Below are 19,573 nucleotides of genomic sequence, written 5' to 3'. Positions count from 1 at the left end.
GCCCCGTAGAATTCATCCGTGGCAAAGACCAAGACGAAACGCTCCTCCCGCGGCTCCCAGAGCAGCGGCCGCTCGGGCGGGCGCCCTTCGGGCCGTCCCGCCGGTCGCCCGGGTGGGCGCCCCGGTGCCGTCGCGCCGCGCAAGGCGACCGTCTCCGACTGGATCAGCGGTGCTCGTCCCCGCACCCTCACCCTGGCCGTGGCTCCCGTCGCCCTGGGCTCCGGTGCCGCCGCCGCGATCAACGACTTCGACTGGGTCCTCGCCGTCCTGTGCCTCGTCGTCTCCCTGTTCCTGCAGATCGGTGTCAACTACGCCAACGACTACTCCGACGGCATCCGCGGCACCGACAAATACCGCGTCGGTCCGGCTCGCCTCACCGGCGCCGGGGTGGCGAATCCCAAGCGCGTGCGCACGGTCGCATTCGCCTCGTTCGCCGTCGCCGCGCTGGCCGGTATCGCCGTCATCGTCATCACCCAGTACTGGTGGATGCTGCTCGTAGGTGCCGCCTGCGTCGTGGCCGCCTGGTTCTACACCGGCGGCAAGCGCCCCTACGGCTACAACGCCATGGGCGAGATCTTCGTCTTCGTCTTCTTCGGGCTCGTCGCGACGGCCGGCACCCAGTTCGTGCAGGCGCACACGGTCACCGAGGCCGGTTGGGTCGCCGCGGTCATGATCGGGCTGTTCTCCTGCGGCGTGCTGATGATCAACAACATCCGCGACATCGAGCAAGACAAGCTCGCCGGCAAGCGCACCCTCGCCGTCGTCCTCGGCCACCGCGGCGCGCGAATCGTCTACGCACTCTTCCTCGGCCTGCCGTACGTCCTGCTCGTCTACTTCACCGTGCTCTACTTCGGTGGCGGCTACGTCTACTTCTCGGCCATCCTCACGATTCCCGCCATCGTCATCGGCGTCACCGGCCGCACGCCTCGCGAGCACATCACGGCGCTGAAGCTCTCGTCGTTCTCCGCGCTCCTGTTCTCGCTGGCGCTCGCGGCTGTGCTCTTCTTCCAGCCATAGCGCTCGAACGGCCGTAGCCTCTGGCGACCGAGGTCTGGCGGCCTCGGCCTGGCGGCCTCGGCCTGGCGCGGCCCGGGCCGAGGCCGGGGATCGCGCCGGCTCGCCCGCTGCGCCCCGTGCATCCGTTGCGCCCGCTGCGCCTGCTGGGCTGGCCCCGCGCCTGCTCGAACACACCGTGGCGGCGTGAACCCATGTCCTAGGCATGAGGTTCGTGCCGCTGCGGTGTGTTCGGCGCGCTGTTCGTCGGCCGCTGCTCGGCGAGGGGGCAGAAATGGCCGGCGGGTGCAGCAGTTGCGGCCGTTTGCGCCCACTCGCCGTCGCGCCGCACGCGAATGTGCGAAATCGGGGCCCTCCTGCGCAAATTCCCCCAGATTTCGTACATTCGGCGTCTCCTTCGGCGCGAGGGTGGCCACGGACGGTGCAGACGCGGGCACGACGGCTGAGGGCGCGGGAACGGGCGGCGGCGACCGGACGAGAGTCGGACTAGCGGCGAGTGGGCGGAAGTGGCCGGCCCGTGCGGCGGGAGCGGCCGTTTGCGCCCACTCGGCGTTGGGCGCGGCTCGGAGCGCGGCCGCAATGAGTCGGACCCCCCCCGTCGACGCAAAAGACCCCCTGGCGACAGGGGGTCGTGAGGCGTGGTCGGGGTGCGGGTCCGCGGGAATGGGGTTTGGATGCGCGGGACCGGGGGTGCGGACGCGCGGGACCGGGGGGTGCGGACGCGCGGGATCGGGGTGCGCGGGGCTATTCGTCCTCGGCGGGAGGGCCCGGACGGCGGGGAGCCGCGGCGGGACGCGCCTTCGAGGGCACGGCCGCAGAGGTGCCGGCGGCCCCGGTCACGTCGGCACGGGCGTCGAGGACGGCGTCCTCGAGGTCGGCGTCGTCATCACGCTCGGGCGCCGCGCGCCGCTTCACGATGGCGAGGGCGACGTTCTTGCGGAGGGCGCCGAAGAAGATGTACGAGATGAGGAGAGCGACGACCGCGGCCAGGATGGCGGCCAGCCAGATGGGCATCGGCGTGAAGCGGAAGACGATGAACGCCACGACGAACACACCGATACGGGCCAGAGAGTAGAGGAGCGTCGCTTTCACGCGCTGAAGTCTAGACGAGCGTTCGGGGAACCAGCCCGGCGGGGAGCATCCCACGCTTCAGCCCCGCGCTCGCGGCACCCGAGCCCCGCGCACCCGGCACCGGAGCCCCGCTCGCAGCGACCCGCCAGGGAGCAATCCAGGGCACGAGCCTAGGATCGGGACATGGTCAAAGGGCTGTTCGTCGCGATCGTGGCCGCCGTCGCGCTGTTCGTCTACGCGCTGGTCGACTGCCTGTCCGCCGATCGGCCGCGCTTCCGGGTTCTCAACAAGCCGTTCTGGGTCGTGGTGATCATCGTGCTGCCGGTCATCGGCGCCGTTCTCTGGCTCACGATGGGGCGGCGATGGGGCCGTGCCGTCGAGCGGGCGCGGTATCGCGGGCCCGACGACGATCCGGCGTTCCTGGGGCGCTCCGCACCGAGCGAGGCGAGTACCCCGCGCGACCGGCGGGAGTTCGATCGACGCGAACGTGAGCTGCGGCGCAAAGCCCTGCGCGAGACCGACGAGCGGATCCGCCGCCTCGAGCAGGAGTTCGCCGACCGCGACCGCGACGACGACTCCCCGGGCGGGCCGCCCGCCGGCTGACGCACCCGCCGGCTGACGCACCTGCCGACCGAGGCACCTGCCGACCGACGGAGCCCCGACCGCACCCCCGCTTCCCGCACCACCGCTTCCTGCACCACCGCATCCCCGACGAAAGACTCCTCCGTGCCCAGCGACCCCACCGTCCCCGCTCCCTCCGGCAGCTCCGCCACCGACTTCGCGGTCCTGCTGCTCGCCGAACTCGAGGCGGGGGGAGTGCGCGACGTCGTCCTCAGCCCGGGCTCCCGCTCGCAGGCCCTGGCGTTGGCGGCGGCGGAGTACGAGCGGGCCGGGCGGCTGCGCCTGCACGTGCGCCTCGACGAGAGGTCGGCCGGGTTCCTCGCACTCGGCCTCGGCGTCGAGACGGGCATCCCCGCGGCCGTGGTCACCACATCGGGAACAGCCGTCGCCAACCTGCACCCCGCCGTCCTCGAGGCGCACCACTCGGGCGTGCCGATGCTGCTGCTAACCGCCGACCGCCCGGAGGAGCTGCGGGGGATCGGCTCGAACCAGACCACCCACCAGGCGCGGATGTTCGGCGAAGCCCTGCGACTGATCCGCGACGTCGAGGCACCGAAGACGCCGGACGCCGGGAGGCGCAGGCCCGCGGCAAATGCAGACGCAGCAAACGCAGACGCGGTGAACGCAGCGCCGACGGGCGACACCGTCCCCGCCGGCTCGAGCAGCGCCGGCGCCAGCGCCCTCGACACGGTCCGCACCCTCGCCCGAGAAGCCCTCTCGGCGGCGCTGGGGCACTCGGGGTCTCCCGACCACCCTGCCGCCCCCGGGCCGGTGCAGCTCAATATCGCGTTCCGCGAGCCGCTGTCGGCGCCCGTCACAACGCTGCCGGAGCCGCGACCTGGGCATCCCACGCCCCTGCGCGCGACCGCAGCACCCCACCGCCTCTCCGTCGACAGCCACCCCGGAACCGTCGTCATCGCGGGCCACGCCGCCGGCCCCGTCGCCGAGGCCACCGCACGCGCCCTCGGAGCCCCACTGATCGCCGAGGTCTCCAGCGGCGCCCGTTTCGGCCCGAACCTCGTGCCGTCGTATCGGCAGCTCCTCGACGATGACGAGTTCGGCGGCCGGATCCGCCGTGCCGTCGTCTACGGGCACCCGACCCTCACCCGCCAGGTGCCGCAGCTGCTCAAGCGCGACGGCAGCGACGCTAGCGACGGCCGCCCCGCCAGCGACGGCAGCGACGGCCGTCCCGCCGTCGAGGTGATCGTCGTCCGCGGCGGAGTGCCCGAGGCCTACGACCCGAGCCGTTCGGCGACCATCGTGGAGACCATCGAGATCGAAGACGGGGATGCCCGTCCCGACGACCCCGCGCACCGCGACTGGGTCGGCCGCTGGGTCCACACCGGCCGCAGTCTGATCGCGGACGACGGCGTGGCTCCCGACGCCGATGCCGCCGTCTCCGACGACAAGGCCGTGCGGGCCGAGTTCCTTCGCGGCGAGGTCGAGGCGATCCGCCGTCCCGTCACGAGGCGGTCGCTGGTGGAGGCGCTCTGGCGAGTCACCTGGCCGCACGACCGGCTCGTGCTGGGGGCCTCGCGCCTCATCCGCGAGGCCGACGTCTTCGTGACGGGCAAGAAGATCGCCGTCCACGCGAACCGGGGCCTCGCCGGTATCGACGGCACCATCGCCACCGCGACCGGTATCGGCCTCGCGAGCCAGGGCGGCGGCACGACAGGTGCCCCGGCAGCCGGCTGGACCGACGGATCCACCGGAGTGACCCGCGTCCTCGTCGGCGACCTCACCCTGCTGCACGACGCCGGCAGCCTGCTCTTCGGCGAGGGCGAGGCCAAGCCGCGGATCCAGGTCGTCGTCGGCAACGACGGCGGCGGCACCATCTTCGACGGCCTCGAGGTCGCCGCGACCGCCCCCGAGGACGCCATGACCCGGGTGCAGTTCACCCCGCAGCCCGCATCGTTCGAGAAGCTCGCGGCAGCCTACGGCTGGGAGTACCGCCGGGCATCCACCCGCGGAGAACTCGACCAGGCCCTCGTCGGCAGCCCCGGCCCGATCCTGATCGAGGTGCCGCTGGCACGGTGACCCGTGCCGCAGGGCGCGCCGAGGTCCGTGCGGCCGGGTACGGTCGAGCGATGACGCCCCGCGCCGACCTCGGTTCCCGTATCGGGGCGTGGCTCCTCGCCGATTACGGTCTCACGATCGACTCGCTCGAGCCCATCGTGGGAGGGCTCGACCCCGAGGCCGCCGTCTGGCTCGCCGTGGACGACCTCGGCCGATCGTGGGCGGTGAAGTGGACCCGTCGAGACACGCGCTTCGGTCTGCTCCTCGCCGGGGCGCTCGCGCAGTCGGCCGTCGTCGGCGTGCCCGAGCAGCTCACGTCGCGGCAGGGCCATCCCTGGAGCGACCGACGCCGCGGGCGCCTGTCCGTCAGTGCCTGGGTGCTCGGTCGCGAAGCGTTCGAGACCGGCCTCGCGCCCGCCGAGTGGGAGGCGCTGGGTCGGCTCCTGCGTCGGGTCCACGAGGAGCCGCCGCCTCCGGTCGACGCGGTGGGTGACGGACCGGCCGTGCGGCGGGGGATCCGACGCGCGGGAGCACGATCGACCGCGCGGCTCCGACGCATCGACCGGTTGGCGGCCGCCGCGGGCACCGGTGAGGACGACGACCCCGTCGTGGCCCGCCTGCTCCGCGCCTGGCCCGGAATCCGCGCGCGCATCGTCGCCCTGCGGGAGGAGGCCGGTCGCCTGAGACGAACGCGGACTCCCACGGCGCGAGTCAGCTGCCACGGCGACCCGCACCTGGGCAACGTCCTGGTCGACGACGCCGGGCAGCCCTGGCTGATCGACTTCGACGACGCCGTCACCGCGCCTCGGGAGGTGGACCTGATGCTGGTCGAGCTCGGCGTGCTGTTCACCATGCCGGTGACGGACACCGACCGGCGGGCGTTCCACAGCGGCTACGGCGCCGTCGTCCTAGACCAGGACCGCATCCTCCGCTTCGGCAGCGTCCGAGCAGTGGAGGACCTGTTGCAGGCGGTCGAGGACCTCCTCACCGGACACCCATCGCACCTCCCCGTCGACCTCGAGACGCTCATCGACGGAGTGCTGTCGGAGGAGGGGCTGGCGGGACGCGTCGAGGCGAGACTCGATCGGATCTGAGCAGGATCGTCCGGGCGCGTCTACCTTTCCTGGAACCACGCGTCGATCGCGGTGGTGACGGAACGGGGTACAAGCAGTGCTGCAGTCGACGACGATCACGCGCCGAGGGCTCCTGGCGGGGGCTCTCGGAGCCGCGGCAGTGGCCTCGCTGGCCGCCTGCACCTCCACGCCCGGGCCCGTTCCGGCCGGGGGCACCGCCGGCTCGAAGGCGCAGGCGAAGAAGGTCACGGGGACGCTGACGTTCGCGTTCTGGGGCGGCAGCGACGGAGAGACCCAGGGTTTCGCCGAGGTGAAGAAGCGGTTCGAGGCGGCCAACCCCGGCACCACCATCGTTCTGAAGACGCTGCCCTACGCGGGCTTCTTCTCCAGCATCGACCGCGGCATCGTCTCGGAGACGGCGCCCGACCTCTTCCGCGTCGACTACACGTCCATCGGCAAGTACATCTCGCACGGGGTGCTGCTCGACGTCACGCCGTACTTCAGCACGGCCGAGACCGAGGCGTTCCTCCCGGCCTTCTGGAACGCCGTGAAGTACGAGGGGCGTGCCTGGGGCGTTCCGCACCAGACCGACACGACCGCCGTCGTCTACAACAAGGCGGCGTTCGCGTCGGCCGGTATCGGCGCGGTGCCCGACCGCCTCGAGGACGCCTGGTCGTGGGACGAGTTCAGCGACGTCGCCAGCAAGCTGAGGCAGAGCCTGCCCGCGTCGAAGTACCCGTTCGCCTACGACTGGACGGCCGCGGGGGCGTACCGCTGGTCGTCGTTCGTCTACCAGGCGGGAGGCTCGCTCCTGACCTCCGACCTGAAGAAGCCGGCCGTGCCGAGCGCCGCCTCGCGCAAGGCGCTCGACTTCACGAAGACGTTCTTCGAGAAGAAGTGGGTGCCGGCGAACAACACGATCAAGACGACCGTCTACTCCGACAACTTCTTCTTGAACCAGACCGTGCCGATGACGTTCATCGGCGACTTCCTCGTCCCCGAGATCGCCGACAAGACGAACGGCTATCAGGGTGGCGAGTGGGCCACGACCTTCATGCCTCAGGACGAGACGGCCGCCTCCGACCTGGGCGGCAACGCGATCGTCGCCTGGAAGGGCACCCGCAACCCCGACCTCGCCGCCGCGTTCCTCAAATTCCTCGTCTCCGAAGACGCCATGAAGCGCTTCTGCGAACTCGCCACCGAGCTGCCAACGCTCCAGTCGTTGGCCGACTCGACCCTCGACTACCCGATCCGTCCCGATTCGCTCGCGGTGTTCACCCGGCAGGCCACCACGATCACCGACACCGTCGTCAAGGAGACCACCGTGCCCGGATTCGCCAGCATCTCCACGACCCTGCAGGACCAGTTGGAGCTGGGGCTCCGCGGCACCGACACCGATGCGACCCTGCGGGCCATCGCCTCGGGAATCCGAGGGGCGGTGGCGGCATGACGACGCACCCGCTTCGCATCCCCGCTGCCCGGCGGAGCCGCACGCCCTTCCGTGTGCGCGCGACGAGTGGTCTCGCCGCCTCGGGGTTCCTGCTGCCGAACGTCGTCATGCTCGGCGTCTTCACCCTGTTCCCGCTCGTCTACGCATTCGTCATCAGCTTCCAATCCCTGGACTCCCTCGGCTGGACGACCTGGGCGGGCTTCGGCAACTACGTCACGATGGTCACCGATCCGGTCTTCTGGCAATCGATGGCGAACACCGGCGTCTTCACCCTCTTCACCGTGCCCGTCGGCATGGCGCTCGGGCTCGGCATCGCCGTTCTGCTGAACGGCGTCCTCCCCGGGCGCACCGTGTTCCGATCGATCATCTTTCTTCCCCTCGTCGTCTCCGGTGTCGCCACCGGCGTCCTCGGAGCGTGGATGTTCGACCAGAACAACGGCTTCATCGACAAGATGCTGCAGGCGATCGGCCTGCCGAGTGTCGACTGGCAGTCGAACGGCACGTGGGCGCTGACCGCGATCATCCTGGTCACGCTCTGGCAGCGGGTCGGCTTCGACATGCTGATCTATCTGGCCGGTCTCCAGGGGGTGGACCCGGCCGTGCAGGAGGCGGCGCGGGTCGACGGGGCGACCGGCTGGCAGTCGTTCCGCTACATCACGCTGCCGCTGCTCGGCCCGTCGACCTTCTTCCTGCTGATCATGAACCTGATCTACTCGTTCCAGGTCTTCGACACCGTCTGGGCGATGACCCGCGGCGGGCCCGGCTACTCGACCACCACAATCGTGTCGTACGCGTACCGGCTCGCCTTCGACGAGTCCGGCCCGTCGCTCCTCGGCTACGGAGCCGCCGTCGGCGTGGCCATCTACCTCATCACCCTGGCGATCACGGCCGTTCAGTGGCGCCTCAACACCCGCCGCGAGCTCGCCGAGCAAGGAGTCTGAGATGTCGTCGCTCACCGACGTGTTCGAGGTCGGATCGGACCTCCCCGCCGTCACGGCGCCGCCGCGCGCACCCCGAGCCAAGCACGGCCGACTCCTCTGGCTCCGGATCACGGTCGCTGTGGTGATCACCGTCGTGATGGCGTTCCCCCTCTACTGGATGCTCTTGACGGCGTTCTCCACCAGGGCCGACCTCTACGCGCCCGGGCTGCACCTCTGGCCGCGGCACCTCACGCTCGACAACTTCATCCAGCCGTTCCGCGACTTCCCGGTCTGGCGCTGGTTCGGCAACTCGCTGTTCATCACGGTGATGACGACGATCATCACCGTCGTCTGCAATCTTCTGGCCGGCTACGCCTTCGCCAAACTCCGGTTCCGGGGCCGCAACGCCCTGTTCCTGGTCCTGCTGTCCACGATGATGATCCCGCCGCAGGCGATCATCGTGCCGCAGTTCAAGCTGTCGGTCGGTCTCGGTCTCTACGGCTCGCTCTGGAGTGTCATCCTGCCCGAGAGCGCGGTCATCTTCGGCGTCTTCCTCGCCCGACAGTTCTTCATCGCGATCCCGGACGAACTGATCGAGGCGGCTCGGGTCGACGGCGCCGGGCAGTTCCGGGCCTTCCGCTCGGTGGTGCTCCCGCTCTGCAAGCCACTTCTCGCCGTCCTGATCCTGCTCACGTTCATGGGGGAGTGGAACGCGTTCGGCTGGCCCCTGGTGGCTCTGTCCGGCGACCAGAACCAGTTCACTCTGCCCATCGGGATCGTCGCCGACCTGCAGGGCCAGTACACGTCCAACTACGGGGCGATCATGGCGATCAACCTGCTCATGATCCTGCCCATCGTGATCCTCTTCGTCGCCTTCCAGAAGTACTTCGTCGAGGGGCTCGCGCGGTCCGGCCTGAAGTGAGGCCGGATCACGCGGCGCGGTCGCCGTCCTGCCCGTCTGTCGGTCGCCGGCCGGCTCGCCTGCCGGTCGCCGTCCTGCCCGACGGTCGTAGAGTCGGCACATGGCCAAGACCTGGAGCACCGAGCCCGCACAGTCCCTCCGCGTTCGAGAGGGGTGGTCGCTCGCCGACGTCGATCCGGCCTCCACCCCCGGCTTCGAGGGCAGTAAGAAGTACGGCCAGCAGGTGCTCGAAGCGGGCGCCGAGCAGCTCTCCGACCTCCAGGAGAAGCTGTTCGCCTCCAGCCGAGCGGCCGGCGACACGCGCAACGTCCTCCTCGTCCTCCAGGCGATGGACACCGCGGGCAAGGGCGGCATCGTGCGCCACGTAGTCGGTGCCGTCGATCCCCAGGGCGTGCACCACCACGCGTTCAAGCGGCCGACCGAGGAGGAGCTCGCCCACGACTTCCTCTGGCGGATCCGCAACCAGCTTCCGGGCGTCGGCATGATCGGCGTGTTCGACCGGTCGCACTACGAGGACGTCCTGGTGGGCAAGGTGCGCGAGTTGGCCCCGCTCGACGAGATCGAGAAGCGGTACGGCGACATCGTCGAATTCGAGAACGAACTGGCCGCCTCCGGCACGACGATCGTCAAGGTGATGCTGCACATCTCGTTCGAGGAGCAGAAGGCCCGCCTCGCCGAGCGCCTCGACCGCCCGGACAAGTTCTGGAAGTTCAACCCCGGGGACATCGACGAGCGCAACCTCTGGGCCGACTACCAGAACGCCTACGAGATCGCGCTCCAGCGCACCTCCACCGACGGAGCCCCCTGGTTCGTCGTGCCGGCCGACCGCAAGTGGTACGCCCGGGTGGCGGTGCAGAAGCTCGTGATCGACGCCCTCCGCGGCCTCGACCTCGCCTGGCCACCCGCCGACTTCGACGTCGACCTGCAGAAGACGCGCCTCGCCGTCAGCTGACGACGAAAGGCAGGGCCGGACGGGGGATGCTCAGCCGGGGGATGCTCAGCCGACGCTCGGGGCCGCCCACGCCGGCCGCGACGGCAGGGGCCGCCCGACGTCGTCCGGCAGTGCCCGCTCGAGCGCGTCCACGATCGGCTTGAACTTCATCTTCGTCTCGGCCACCTCGCGCTCGGGCACCGACTCGCTGACGATCCCGGCGCCGGCGAAGGCCCGGATGGTCCCGTCGGGCAGCACCTGGGCGCACCGCAGCGCGATCGCCCATTCGCCGTCGCCGTCGGCTCCCACCCAGCCGACCGGTCCGGCGTAGCGGCCCCGGTCGAAGGGCTCCAGACGCTGGATCTGGGCCAGTGCATCCCGCGTGGGGCTGCCGGCGACAGCCGCCGTGGGGTGCAGCGAGTCGATCAGGTCCAGCGAGGAGGCGCCGTCGGCCAACCGGGCCCGCACATCGCTGGCCAGGTGCCAGACGTTCGGCAGCTTGAGCGTGAACGGCGTCTCCGCCGAGACCACGTCGGTCGCATGGCGCTCGAGCGAGAGGAGGAGGCTGCGGAGCGCGAAGGCGTGTTCGTCGAGGTCCTTCTGCGACGTGGCGAGTTCGAGGGCGGCCGTGGCGTCGCTGGCCGCGTCGGTCCCGCGGGCGCTGGACCCGGCCAGGACCCGCGCGGTCAGTTCGCCCTTCTCGCTGCGGATCAGCGTCTCGGGGCTCGACCCGATCAGACCGTCGACCGCGAAGGTGTACGTGTCGGGGTAGCCGGTCGCGAGGTCGGCGGCCAGCACGCGCAGGTCGGCGCCCTCGGGGAGCTTCCCCTCCATCGTCCGGGCCAGCACGATCTTGCTGGCCTCGCCCCGGCCGATCGTGGCGACGGCCTCGGCGACGGCTGCGGCGTAGTCGTCCGGGCCGAAGGCACCGGGCTTCATTGCCACGTGGTATTCCGCTCCGAGCAGAGTGGGTGCGGCCTGCTCGGCGGCGGCCGCGACGTCGTCGACCGAGCCGATGCGGGTGATCCAATGCACGCCGTCCCGGTGTCCGAGAACGACCCGGGGCACGAGGAGGATGCTCGTGTCGGCCGAATCGTCGGCGAACGCGAACGAGCCGAACGCCACCAGGCCCGAGCCGCCCAGCCGCACTTCGTCGTCGACCTCGGCGTTCGCCGCGATCCGGCGCCAGGCCTCGGCGGCGTCGCGCATGCGGGAGGCGCCGTGGAACTCCAGCCGCAGAGCCGTCCCGACCCCGGCGATGCCGTCGTTGCGGCGGACGAACGCGAGCGGGTTCTCGGGGTCGACCAGGGTGAGGAGCGGGGTGATGTCGTCGACGCGGGTCGTCTTCACCGTGAGAGGGGTCGCGAGGTCCGGTGCGGTCGGTGGGATGCCCGGCGGAACGTTCTGCGGGACGTTCTGCGGGTCGGCCGGCGGGATGCTCTGCGGGATGTCGAAGGGGGGCTGAGGGTCGCTCACCGCCTCATCGTAGCCACGCGGCGGCGGCGTCCTCGTGGCAATAGCGTCCTGTCGAAGTGGGCGTTCGCTGAGCGTCCGCTTCACACGGGTGGGGTGCAGGCCGAGCCGGTAAGCTCGTCATTCGTGACCAAGGCCGATATGAACAAGCAACCGAACGAGGTTGCCTCCATGTTCGATGGGGTGGCCGCGCACTACGACGTGACCAACGACATCCTCTCCGCGGGCAACGCCAAACTGTGGCGGATCGCCACCGTCAAGGCCATCGACGCCAAGCCCGGCGAGCGGGTGCTCGACATCGCCGCGGGCACCGGCACCAGTTCGGCCGCGATCGCCAAGAGCGGCGCCGAGGTGGTCGCGCTCGACTTCTCTGCCGGCATGGTGGAGGTCGGCCGCAAGCGCCAGCCCGCGATCGAGTTCATCGTCGGCGACGCCGAGAAGCTGCCGTTCGGCGACGACGAGTTCGACGCCGTCACCATCTCGTTCGGCCTCCGCAACGTCAACAAGCCGAAGACCGCGCTCGCCGAGATGTTCCGCGTGCTCAAGCCGGGCGGCCGTCTCGTCATCTGCGAGTTCTCGACGCCGCCGATGGCCGGCCTCCGCTTCGGTTACCAGGCCTACCTCAAGCACGTCCTGCCGGCGATCTCCAAGATCACGTCGAGCAACTCGCCTGCCTACAGCTACCTCGCCGAGTCGATCGAGAAGTGGCCCGAGCAGCAGGTCCTGAGCCAGTGGATCCGCGGGGCGGGCTTCACCCGTGTCGCCCACCGCAATCTGACGGCCGGCATCGTGGCCCTCCACCGTGGCCGCAAACCCGCCTCCGGGGGCCGCCGTCCCTCCTCAGCGCCCGACGCCTGACCCTCCCGATCCGACAAGGTGATCCTGTGACCCCCAGCGCACCGGCTGCTCGCCGCGGAAACTCCCTGAGTTCCTCCCTCGGCCTGGCCGAAAAGCTGTTCTCCTCCGCTTCCGAGCGGCGCTTCGTCGCCGCCATCGACGCCGGGCTCGACCGTGTCGAAGACGGCCTCCTGACCGAGATCGCGTTCGGCGACGACCTCGCCGACGTCACGAGCCGGTACCTCTTCTCGGCGGGCGGGAAGCGCATCCGGCCGACCCTCGCCCTGCTCATCGCTCAACTCGGCGAGGGGGCGACCCCCGCCGTCGTCTCGGCCGCCGAAGCCGTCGAGATCACGCACCTGGCGTCGCTGTACCACGACGACGTGATGGACGAGGCGACCATGCGTCGCGGCGTCCCGAGCGCCCAGGCGACCTGGGGCAACACGGTTGCGATCCTCACCGGCGACCTGCTCTTCGCCCGTGCCTCGACCATCGTCGCCGACCTCGGTGAAGACGCGATACGGCTTCAGGCGCAGACCTTCGAGCGGCTCTGCCTCGGCCAACTGCACGAGACCATCGGGCCGCGCCCGGAAGACGACCCGATCGCCCACTACATCGACGTGCTCGCCGACAAGACCGGCTCGCTCATCTCCATGGCGGCCAAGGTCGGCGTCATGTTCTCCGGCGCCCCGTCCGAGTTCCTCGGCCCGGTGGCGGCGTTCGGAGAGAAGATCGGCATCGCCTTCCAGCTGATCGACGACGTCATCGACCTCTCGCCGTCGAGCGACGAGACCGGCAAGAAGGCCGGCACCGACCTGCTCGCCGGCGTGGCCACCCTGCCCCTTCTGTACCTGCGTCAAGAGGCGCAGACCGACGTCGACGCTGCTGCCCTGCTGTCCGAGATCGAGGCCACCGTCGCGGTGTCCGTCGCCGGCGGTCACGTCAGCGATGACGATCTCGCCGACACGGTGCGTCAGTTGCGCGAGCACGACGTCACGGCCCGCACGCACGCCGAGGCCCGCCGGTGGGCCGCCGACGCCGTCGCAGCCATCGCCCCACTGCCGCAGGGTCCGGTCAAGAAGGCGCTCACGCGTTTCGCCGACCGGGTCGTCGAGCGGTCGGCCTGACCGGCTTCGTCCGTCCCTGTCCGTGTTCCGGCCTCGTCCGGCATCCGACTTCGTCCGTCCGGCACCGCCTCGGCGGCGTATCGGCTCCGAACCACCAGCACCACCGCACCACGACTGCACCGCCGCGGCCGCTCCACTCGGCCGCTCCCAACCCAGAGAGTGAACCACCTGTGACCAAGTTGCGCCTGGCCATCGTCGGAGCCGGCCCTGCCGGCATCTACGCCGCGGACATCATCCTCAAAGCTGAGAAGGCGTTCGACGTCTCGATCGACCTCTTCGAGCAGCTCCCCGCCCCCTACGGCCTGGTCCGCTACGGCGTCGCCCCCGACCACCCGCGCATCAAGGGCATCATCAATGCCCTCCGCGACGTGCTCGACCGTGGCGACATCCGCATCTTCGGCAACGTCCACTTCGGCACCGACATCACGCTCGACGACCTCAAGAAGCACTACAACGCCGTCATCTTCTCCACGGGCGCCATCCGCGACGCCGAGCTGCCGATCCCGGGCATCGAGCTCGAGGGCTCGTACGGCGCGGCCGACTTCGTGAGCTGGTTCGACGGCCACCCCGACGTGCCGCGCACCTGGCCGCTCGAGGCGTCCTCCGTCGCGGTCATCGGCGTCGGCAACGTGGCCCTCGACGTGTCTCGGATCCTCGCCAAGCACGCCGACGACCTCCTCCCGACCGAGATCCCCTCGAACGTCTACGACGGGCTCGCCGCCTCTCCCGTCACCGACGTGCACGTCTTCGGCCGTCGCGGGCCGGCCCAGGTCAAGTTCTCGCCGCTCGAACTCCGCGAGCTCGGCGAGCTGCGCGACGTCGACATGATCGTCCACGACGAGGACTTCGACCACGACGAGGCCTCCCTCACGGCCATCAAGACGAACAAGCAGGTCTTCGTCATCGACAAGGTGCTGAACCAGTGGCGTGAGCGCGAGACGGGCAGCGCGTCGCGGCGTCTGCACCTCCACTTCTTCGCCAACCCGGTCGAGGTCGTCGGCGACGAGTCCGGTCACGTCAGCGCCTTCCGGTACGAGCGCACCCGTCCGAACGGCGCCGGCGGCGTCGAGGGCACCGGTGAGATCCGCGAGGTCGAGGTGCAGGCCGTCTACCGTGCGGTCGGCTACTTCGGTTCGCCGCTCGACGGCATCCCGTTCGACGCCAAGCGCGGCGTCGTGCCGAACCACGAGGGCCAGGTCATGGACGACGACGACCAGATCGTCCCCGGCGTCTACGCCACCGGCTGGATCAAGCGCGGCCCCATCGGCCTCATCGGCCACACCAAAAGCGACGCGATGGAGACCGTCCAGCACGTGCTGAACGACCAGGCGAGCTGGTGGGCCCCCGCCGAGCCCTCCGAAGAGTCCGTCGACGAGCTGCTTCGCTCGCGCGGCGTCGAGTACACCGACCTCGAGGGCTGGCACCGTCTCGACCAGCACGAGATCGCGCTGGGGTCGCCCTCCGGCCGGGCACGGATCAAGGTCGTGCCGCGCGACGAGATGGTGCGGGTGTCGACGGGCGCGTGACGCGCTGTCGCAGAGACGGGGGATGCCCGGGCCGACGTCGGCCCGGGCATCCCCCGTTTTCGGTCTGTGGTCTTCGGGGTTGCTCTCAGCTGGCGCTGCGCGTCAGCGGAAGTTGACGAACTGCAGCGACACGTCGAGGTCGGCGCCCTTGAGCAGGGCCATGGTCGCCTGGAGGTCGTCGCGGCTCTTCGACTGCACGCGGAGCTCGTCGCCCTGGATCTGGCTCTTCACGCCCTTGGGACCCTCGTCGCGGATGAGCTTGTTGATCTTCTTGGCGGCCTCTTGATCGATGCCGTCTTTCATGGCGATCTCGATGCGGTACTCCTTGCCGCTGGCGTAGGGCTCGCCGGCGTCGATGCTCTTCAGCGAGATGCCCCGCTTGATGAGCTTCGACTCGTACACGTCGAGGACGGCTTTCGCGCGCTCCTCGGTGTTCGCCTTGATGAGGATCTTCTCGCCGCTCTTGTCGACCGATGCCCCGACGTTCTTGAAGTCGTAGCGCTGCTCGACCTCTTTCTGCGCCTGGTTGAGGGCGTTGTCCGCCTCCATCTTGTCGACCTTGCTGACCACGTCGAAGGAGCTGTCTGCCATGCCGACCAGCCTACCCGGCTGCTGTCGCCGCCCGTCTCGGTCCGTCCCGCGCCCTGCCCCCTGCCCTCGTCTCCTCGCTGCCTGCTCCGCCCTCTCCCCTCGTCCCACCCTCCCTCCGTCGCAAATGTCGAGTGATTCGCCAACCTGCGTGCCGCTGACCACGCGACTTCGGGCCCGCCGGTCTGAATCACTCGCGATTTGCGCCTCGGGCGGCCGGCGGACGCCGGAGCAGCGCCGAACGGATCGCGGCTTCCACCTTCGGCCACCCGAACAGCACCTGCCAGTACGTGAATTCGAGAACGACGTACCCGAGAGCCACGAGCGTCGTGATGCGGCTGCGGTCGTTCGCATAGTCCTGAGGGCTCGAATGATGTTCGGCGCTGACGCATTCGACGACGAGGAACCGGTCGATGAGGAAGTCGACTCGGATGTGGTCCGTCAGCCATTCCTGGACGAGGAAGGGGAAGTCGCTCTGGAGGAGATGCCAGCGGAGGACCGACTCCGTTCCCGATTCGGCGCGGGCGTCCGCCGCATGCACCAGGGCGTGATGGCGAGCAGAGGTTCGGGCGAGCACCTCGTCGACGATCGAAGTCGATGCGTGTCGGGAGTCGGTCTGCCGCAGGGCGGAGTCGAGGACGGCGAGGGCGAAGGCGGCGCGCTCGTTTCGGAGGGTCTGAACGACACACGTCACGGGCGAGACGACGAGTCGCTCCTGGCGGGGATGGAGCTTCGCGCCGTCTCGCAAGACCAGGACCGTCCGGTCTTCGGGCTCCAAAGGCTTCGCCGAATCGTCCGGATCGCGCAGCCATCGAGCGTTGGCGCACACGCTCACCGTGAGGTCGGGAGCATCGGGGACGACCCACAGTCCGTGGAACGCGGCTGCCGACGCTCCTGCCAAGCGGCCTCCCACGCGATGCGCGCGGAGGATCGGAATCGGGACGCTGGGCAGCGCATAGATTCCGTGGCGCACTCGAAGGAGTGCGCCGGCGCGCCAGGCCGAGTCCACGTGAGCGCGTTCGACTCCGGCTCGGAGGAGCTCTCGGCGTGAAGCGAGACCGTGGTGCCTCTGGAGGGCGGTGAAGAGGACGGGATGCATCGGGCGAGTGTCGTCGGAAGCGGACGTGGCGGGGAACCTCGTCGGCACGCCTGGGGGAATCACCCGCCTCGCGAGCCCTGTGCAGAAGAGGTGGTTGTCGCAAATCGCGAGTGATCCGCCTTGCTGCCTGGGGTGCGGCCCGGCATTCCGCGGAGCGGTGTGCGGATCGCTCGACATTTGCGACAACACGAGCGTGCGGGGGCGAGGCCGGCACGGCGCGGGGGACGGGGTGGGCACGGGCGAGAGAGCGGGGGATGCACGTGGTCGGCAGACAGCCCCGGAGGCTGTATTGTTGACGGGCGCCTTCGGTTGCTGAACACAGCGGTCGAGTGCGCATCTGGCAAGTTACCCAAGCGGCCAAAGGGATCTGACTGTAAATCAGCCGTCTTAGACTTCGGGGGTTCGAATCCCTCACTTGCCACGTGTGTCACACACGACCGTGACGAAAGGGCCCCGCGCTGCAGCAGCACGCGGGGCCGTTCTCGTTAACGAGAGAGAAGCAGATGACCGACTCCTTCGACGCCCTGCTCGACGTCGCCCGCTCCATCGCGCTCGAGGCCGGTGCGCTCGCCGCCCGGCGTCGTGCGGAGGGGGTCGAGGTCGCCGCCAGCAAGTCGAGCCCGGTCGACATCGTCACGTTCGCCGATCGCGAGGTCGAGGCGCTGATCCGTCGCCGCCTGGCCGAGGAGCGTCCCGGCGACGGCTTCTACGGCGAAGAGAGCGGCGCCGAGGAGTCCACCACCGGTCTCACCTGGATCGTCGACCCCATCGACGGCACCGTCAACTTCCTCTACGGCATCCCGTCGTATGCCGTCAGCATCGCCGTCGTCGAGGGCGAACCCGACCCGCTGACCTGGCGCGCCCTGGCCGGCTGCGTCTTCAACCCGGTCTCGGGCGAGGTCTTCACTGCCACCCGCGGTGGGGGAGCCCACCTGACCCATGCCGGGGGCGACACCGACGTGCTCACGGTCTCCGCGCCTCCCACCCTCTCCCAGGCCCTGCTCGCAACGGGATTCGCCTACGACCCGGCCAAGCGCGTCGAGCAGGGACGTCGTCTCGGCGCCCTGCTCGGCCTCGTGCGAGACATTCGTCGGATCGGTGCCGCGTCGCTCGACTTCTGCTTCGTCGCCGCCGGTCGACTCGACGCCTACGTCGAGCAGGGGCTCCAGCCGTGGGATCACGCGGCGGGCGTCCTCATCGCCGAGGAAGCCGGCGCCGTCGTCCTCACCCCGGCGGGCGCTCAGGCGAGCCGCGAGCTGAGCTTCGTGGCGGCCCCGTCCATCGCGGCCGAACTCGCCGATGCGTTGGAGTCGACGGGATTCTGACTCCTGGGGTCGTGTTTCGACTGCCGGCCCCGGTCTTTACGAAATACGTATTTTCGACTGGACCTCTCGGGCCGGGCCCGCTATCGTGGATGGGTCGCCGCGCGAGCCCCGAGGCCGCGGCGAAGACGAGGGTGTCACGCTGGTCCATCGACCGGCAGCTCTTCGAACCGCCCGCTCGTCTCGTGAGGAACCCGTTGTGACCACCGCTCCGCAGTCGCCCCTGGGCGTCCCGGCACCCGTCGACGCGGGGTCAGGGGTGGTACTCGGCGGCGCGCCCGAAAGACCTCTGACCCGGCGGGATGCCCTGCGGCGCGAACGCGAGGGCCGTGCATCCTCCGCCCCCGCCGTGCCCTTCGGCGCCGTCGTGGGCGCGCCGGAAGCCGTCACGCCGGCCGCCCTGGCCTCGGCCCCTGCCGCTGCTGCTGTCACCGCCGCCGCCGACGTTCCGGCCCCGCCGCTGCTCCGTCGTCGGGATCTGCGGGGGATGCAGCCGATCGTCACGTCGCCCGGAGCCCCGGCACCAGCCGCCGCGTCGCCCGTCATCATCACCTCCGCGACGCTTCCGCCGGCCGTCCCGACGCCCGCAGCCTTCCGACGCACCGACGCGTCTGCCTCGAACGGGCGCGGACGATCCTCGGCACGGAGCGTTCGAGACCCCGCGGTGCGTCCCCGGGCGATGCGTCCCTCGGCGGTGCGTTCCCGGGCGGCGCGTCCCTCGGGGCATCGCGGCATCCGACCCTCGACGCGCTTCGGCGTCATCGGGGCGATGCTCTTCGTCGGCGCCACGATCGTCTCGACCTCGGTCCCCGCCAACGCGTACTTCGTCGACACCCCCTCCGCATCCGCCGTGAAGCTCGCGGTGGCCGCCCGATCCGGCACGACGACCAGCGGCACGCTCGACCCGGCGTCGGCGCAGCGCTACGTGGCCCCGGGCGGTGTCGCAGTGACCGCTGTCGGACGCGACGGCTACAGCGTCACCTCGCCGAGCATCATCTCGAGCGCAGGCACGTTCACGAACGATCCGCTCTCCGCGATCCAGTGGCCGTTCCCGACGGGAGTGCCCATCTCGAGCGGCTTCGGGTCGCGCAAGGTGGCCAACTGCAGCTTCTGTTCGACGTTCCACCAGGGCCTCGACTTCACGCCCGGGGCCGGCACTCCGATCCAGATCGTCGCCGACGGAACGGTCTCGAAGGTGGAGCAGGGCGGCGGAGCCCTCGGCTACAACGTGTGGATCGACCACGTGATCGACGGCCAGAAGGTGACGACCGTCTACGCGCACATGACCGCCGGCTCGATCCGCGTCACGAAGGGCGAGCAGGTCACGGTGGGCCAGATCGTCGGGCTCGTCGGCAGTACCGGCAACTCGACCGGAGCGCACCTGCACTTCGAAGTGCACCTCGACGGTGTGTCCGTCGACCCGTACCCCTGGCTCGTCGCGCACGCCGGCGCCGCCTGAGCCTCTGCGCTGCACGCGTCCCGCGGCGAACCGTGGGCCTGCGAGCCCGTGAGGCTGCGCACGCATGCGCCTGCGCACTGGGGCGCCGCTGCGACTCCAGAAGGTGCGGCCGCGCTCGAACCTG

General features: G+C 70.2%; 17 protein-coding genes and 1 tRNA gene. 14 read left to right on the top strand and 4 right to left on the bottom strand.

Annotation, left to right across the window (positions count from 1 at the left end):
• Positions 1-18 precede the first annotated feature (18 nt).
• On the top strand, positions 19-1,017 hold the full coding sequence (locus ABEA39_RS11535) for a 1,4-dihydroxy-2-naphthoate polyprenyltransferase (RefSeq protein ID WP_345376023.1): 999 nt from the start codon (positions 19-21) through the stop codon (positions 1,015-1,017).
• Positions 1,018-1,758: 741 nt separating this feature from the next.
• Here ABEA39_RS11535 and ABEA39_RS11530 read toward each other — a convergent pair.
• Positions 1,759-2,106 carry a DUF4229 domain-containing protein gene (locus ABEA39_RS11530; protein ID WP_345376022.1) on the bottom strand — a complete coding sequence of 116 codons (348 nt, stop codon included), beginning with the start codon at positions 2,104-2,106 and terminating at the stop codon, positions 1,759-1,761.
• 162 nt (positions 2,107-2,268) lie between these two features.
• On the opposite strand from ABEA39_RS11530, the gene ABEA39_RS11525 reads away from it, so the two are divergent.
• From ABEA39_RS11525 to ABEA39_RS11495, 7 genes are all read left to right on the top strand, one after another.
• Complete coding sequence (locus ABEA39_RS11525) at positions 2,269-2,688, top strand: PLDc N-terminal domain-containing protein (RefSeq protein WP_345376021.1); 420 nt, start codon at positions 2,269-2,271, stop codon at positions 2,686-2,688.
• A 123-nt stretch (positions 2,689-2,811) separates the two neighbouring features.
• Positions 2,812-4,743: a thiamine pyrophosphate-binding protein gene (locus tag ABEA39_RS11520; RefSeq protein ID WP_345376020.1), complete on the top strand. Its 1,932-nt coding sequence runs from the start codon at positions 2,812-2,814 to the stop codon at positions 4,741-4,743.
• A 50-nt stretch (positions 4,744-4,793) separates the two neighbouring features.
• Positions 4,794-5,816: a phosphotransferase enzyme family protein gene (locus ABEA39_RS11515; protein ID WP_345376019.1), complete on the top strand. Its 1,023-nt coding sequence runs from the start codon at positions 4,794-4,796 to the stop codon at positions 5,814-5,816.
• A gap of 76 nt (positions 5,817-5,892) precedes the next feature.
• Positions 5,893-7,245 (top strand): ABC transporter substrate-binding protein, encoded by a 1,353-nt coding sequence (locus tag ABEA39_RS11510; RefSeq protein ID WP_345376018.1) that lies wholly within the window; start codon positions 5,893-5,895, stop codon positions 7,243-7,245.
• Positions 7,242-8,186 carry a carbohydrate ABC transporter permease gene (locus ABEA39_RS11505; protein ID WP_345376017.1) on the top strand — a complete coding sequence of 315 codons (945 nt, stop codon included), beginning with the start codon at positions 7,242-7,244 and terminating at the stop codon, positions 8,184-8,186. The genes ABEA39_RS11510 and ABEA39_RS11505 overlap by 4 nt, the downstream gene beginning before the upstream one ends.
• Before the next feature lies 1 nt (position 8,187).
• Entirely contained in the window at positions 8,188-9,087 is a 900-nt protein-coding gene (locus ABEA39_RS11500; protein WP_345376016.1) for a carbohydrate ABC transporter permease, read from the top strand.
• Positions 9,088-9,187: 100 nt separating this feature from the next.
• Positions 9,188-10,039 carry a polyphosphate kinase 2 family protein gene (locus tag ABEA39_RS11495; protein ID WP_345376015.1) on the top strand — a complete coding sequence of 284 codons (852 nt, stop codon included), beginning with the start codon at positions 9,188-9,190 and terminating at the stop codon, positions 10,037-10,039.
• Positions 10,040-10,084: 45 nt separating this feature from the next.
• Here ABEA39_RS11495 and ABEA39_RS11490 read toward each other — a convergent pair whose 3' ends face one another.
• On the bottom strand, positions 10,085-11,407 hold the full coding sequence (locus tag ABEA39_RS11490) for an isochorismate synthase (protein ID WP_425556969.1): 1,323 nt from the start codon (positions 11,405-11,407) through the stop codon (positions 10,085-10,087).
• 225 nt (positions 11,408-11,632) lie between these two features.
• On the opposite strand from ABEA39_RS11490, the gene ubiE reads away from it, so the two are divergent.
• The 3 genes from ubiE (at position 11,633) to ABEA39_RS11475 (ending at position 14,981) form a co-directional block, all read left to right on the top strand.
• Complete coding sequence (ubiE, locus tag ABEA39_RS11485) at positions 11,633-12,349, top strand: bifunctional demethylmenaquinone methyltransferase/2-methoxy-6-polyprenyl-1,4-benzoquinol methylase UbiE (RefSeq protein WP_345376120.1); 717 nt, start codon at positions 11,633-11,635, stop codon at positions 12,347-12,349.
• A gap of 26 nt (positions 12,350-12,375) precedes the next feature.
• Positions 12,376-13,455, top strand: coding sequence for a polyprenyl synthetase family protein (locus tag ABEA39_RS11480; RefSeq protein ID WP_345376013.1), 1,080 nt, complete (start codon positions 12,376-12,378; stop codon positions 13,453-13,455).
• Between the two features lie 170 nt (positions 13,456-13,625).
• The gene (locus ABEA39_RS11475; RefSeq protein WP_345376012.1) at positions 13,626-14,981 is read left to right on the top strand and encodes an FAD-dependent oxidoreductase; all 1,356 of its coding nucleotides are present in this window, start codon (positions 13,626-13,628) and stop codon (positions 14,979-14,981) included.
• Between the two features lie 102 nt (positions 14,982-15,083).
• Here ABEA39_RS11475 and ABEA39_RS11470 read toward each other — a convergent pair whose 3' ends face one another.
• Positions 15,084-15,572: a YajQ family cyclic di-GMP-binding protein gene (locus ABEA39_RS11470; RefSeq protein ID WP_345376011.1), complete on the bottom strand. Its 489-nt coding sequence runs from the start codon at positions 15,570-15,572 to the stop codon at positions 15,084-15,086.
• A gap of 187 nt (positions 15,573-15,759) precedes the next feature.
• Entirely contained in the window at positions 15,760-16,668 is a 909-nt protein-coding gene (locus ABEA39_RS11465; RefSeq protein WP_345376010.1) for a type IV toxin-antitoxin system AbiEi family antitoxin domain-containing protein, read from the bottom strand.
• 339 nt (positions 16,669-17,007) lie between these two features.
• Here ABEA39_RS11465 and ABEA39_RS11460 point away from each other — a divergent pair.
• From ABEA39_RS11460 to ABEA39_RS11450, 3 genes are all read left to right on the top strand, one after another.
• Positions 17,008-17,089 (top strand) — tRNA-Tyr (locus ABEA39_RS11460).
• An 82-nt stretch (positions 17,090-17,171) separates the two neighbouring features.
• Complete coding sequence (locus ABEA39_RS11455) at positions 17,172-17,993, top strand: inositol monophosphatase family protein (protein WP_345376009.1); 822 nt, start codon at positions 17,172-17,174, stop codon at positions 17,991-17,993.
• A gap of 196 nt (positions 17,994-18,189) precedes the next feature.
• Positions 18,190-19,449: a M23 family metallopeptidase gene (locus ABEA39_RS11450; protein ID WP_345376008.1), complete on the top strand. Its 1,260-nt coding sequence runs from the start codon at positions 18,190-18,192 to the stop codon at positions 19,447-19,449.
• The last annotated feature ends 124 nt before the right edge of the window (positions 19,450-19,573 follow it).

This window comes from Frondihabitans cladoniiphilus, assembly GCF_039544345.1.
Lineage (GTDB): Bacteria > Actinomycetota > Actinomycetes > Actinomycetales > Microbacteriaceae > Frondihabitans > Frondihabitans cladoniiphilus.
This window is presented reverse-complemented; position numbering and strand designations above follow the sequence as displayed.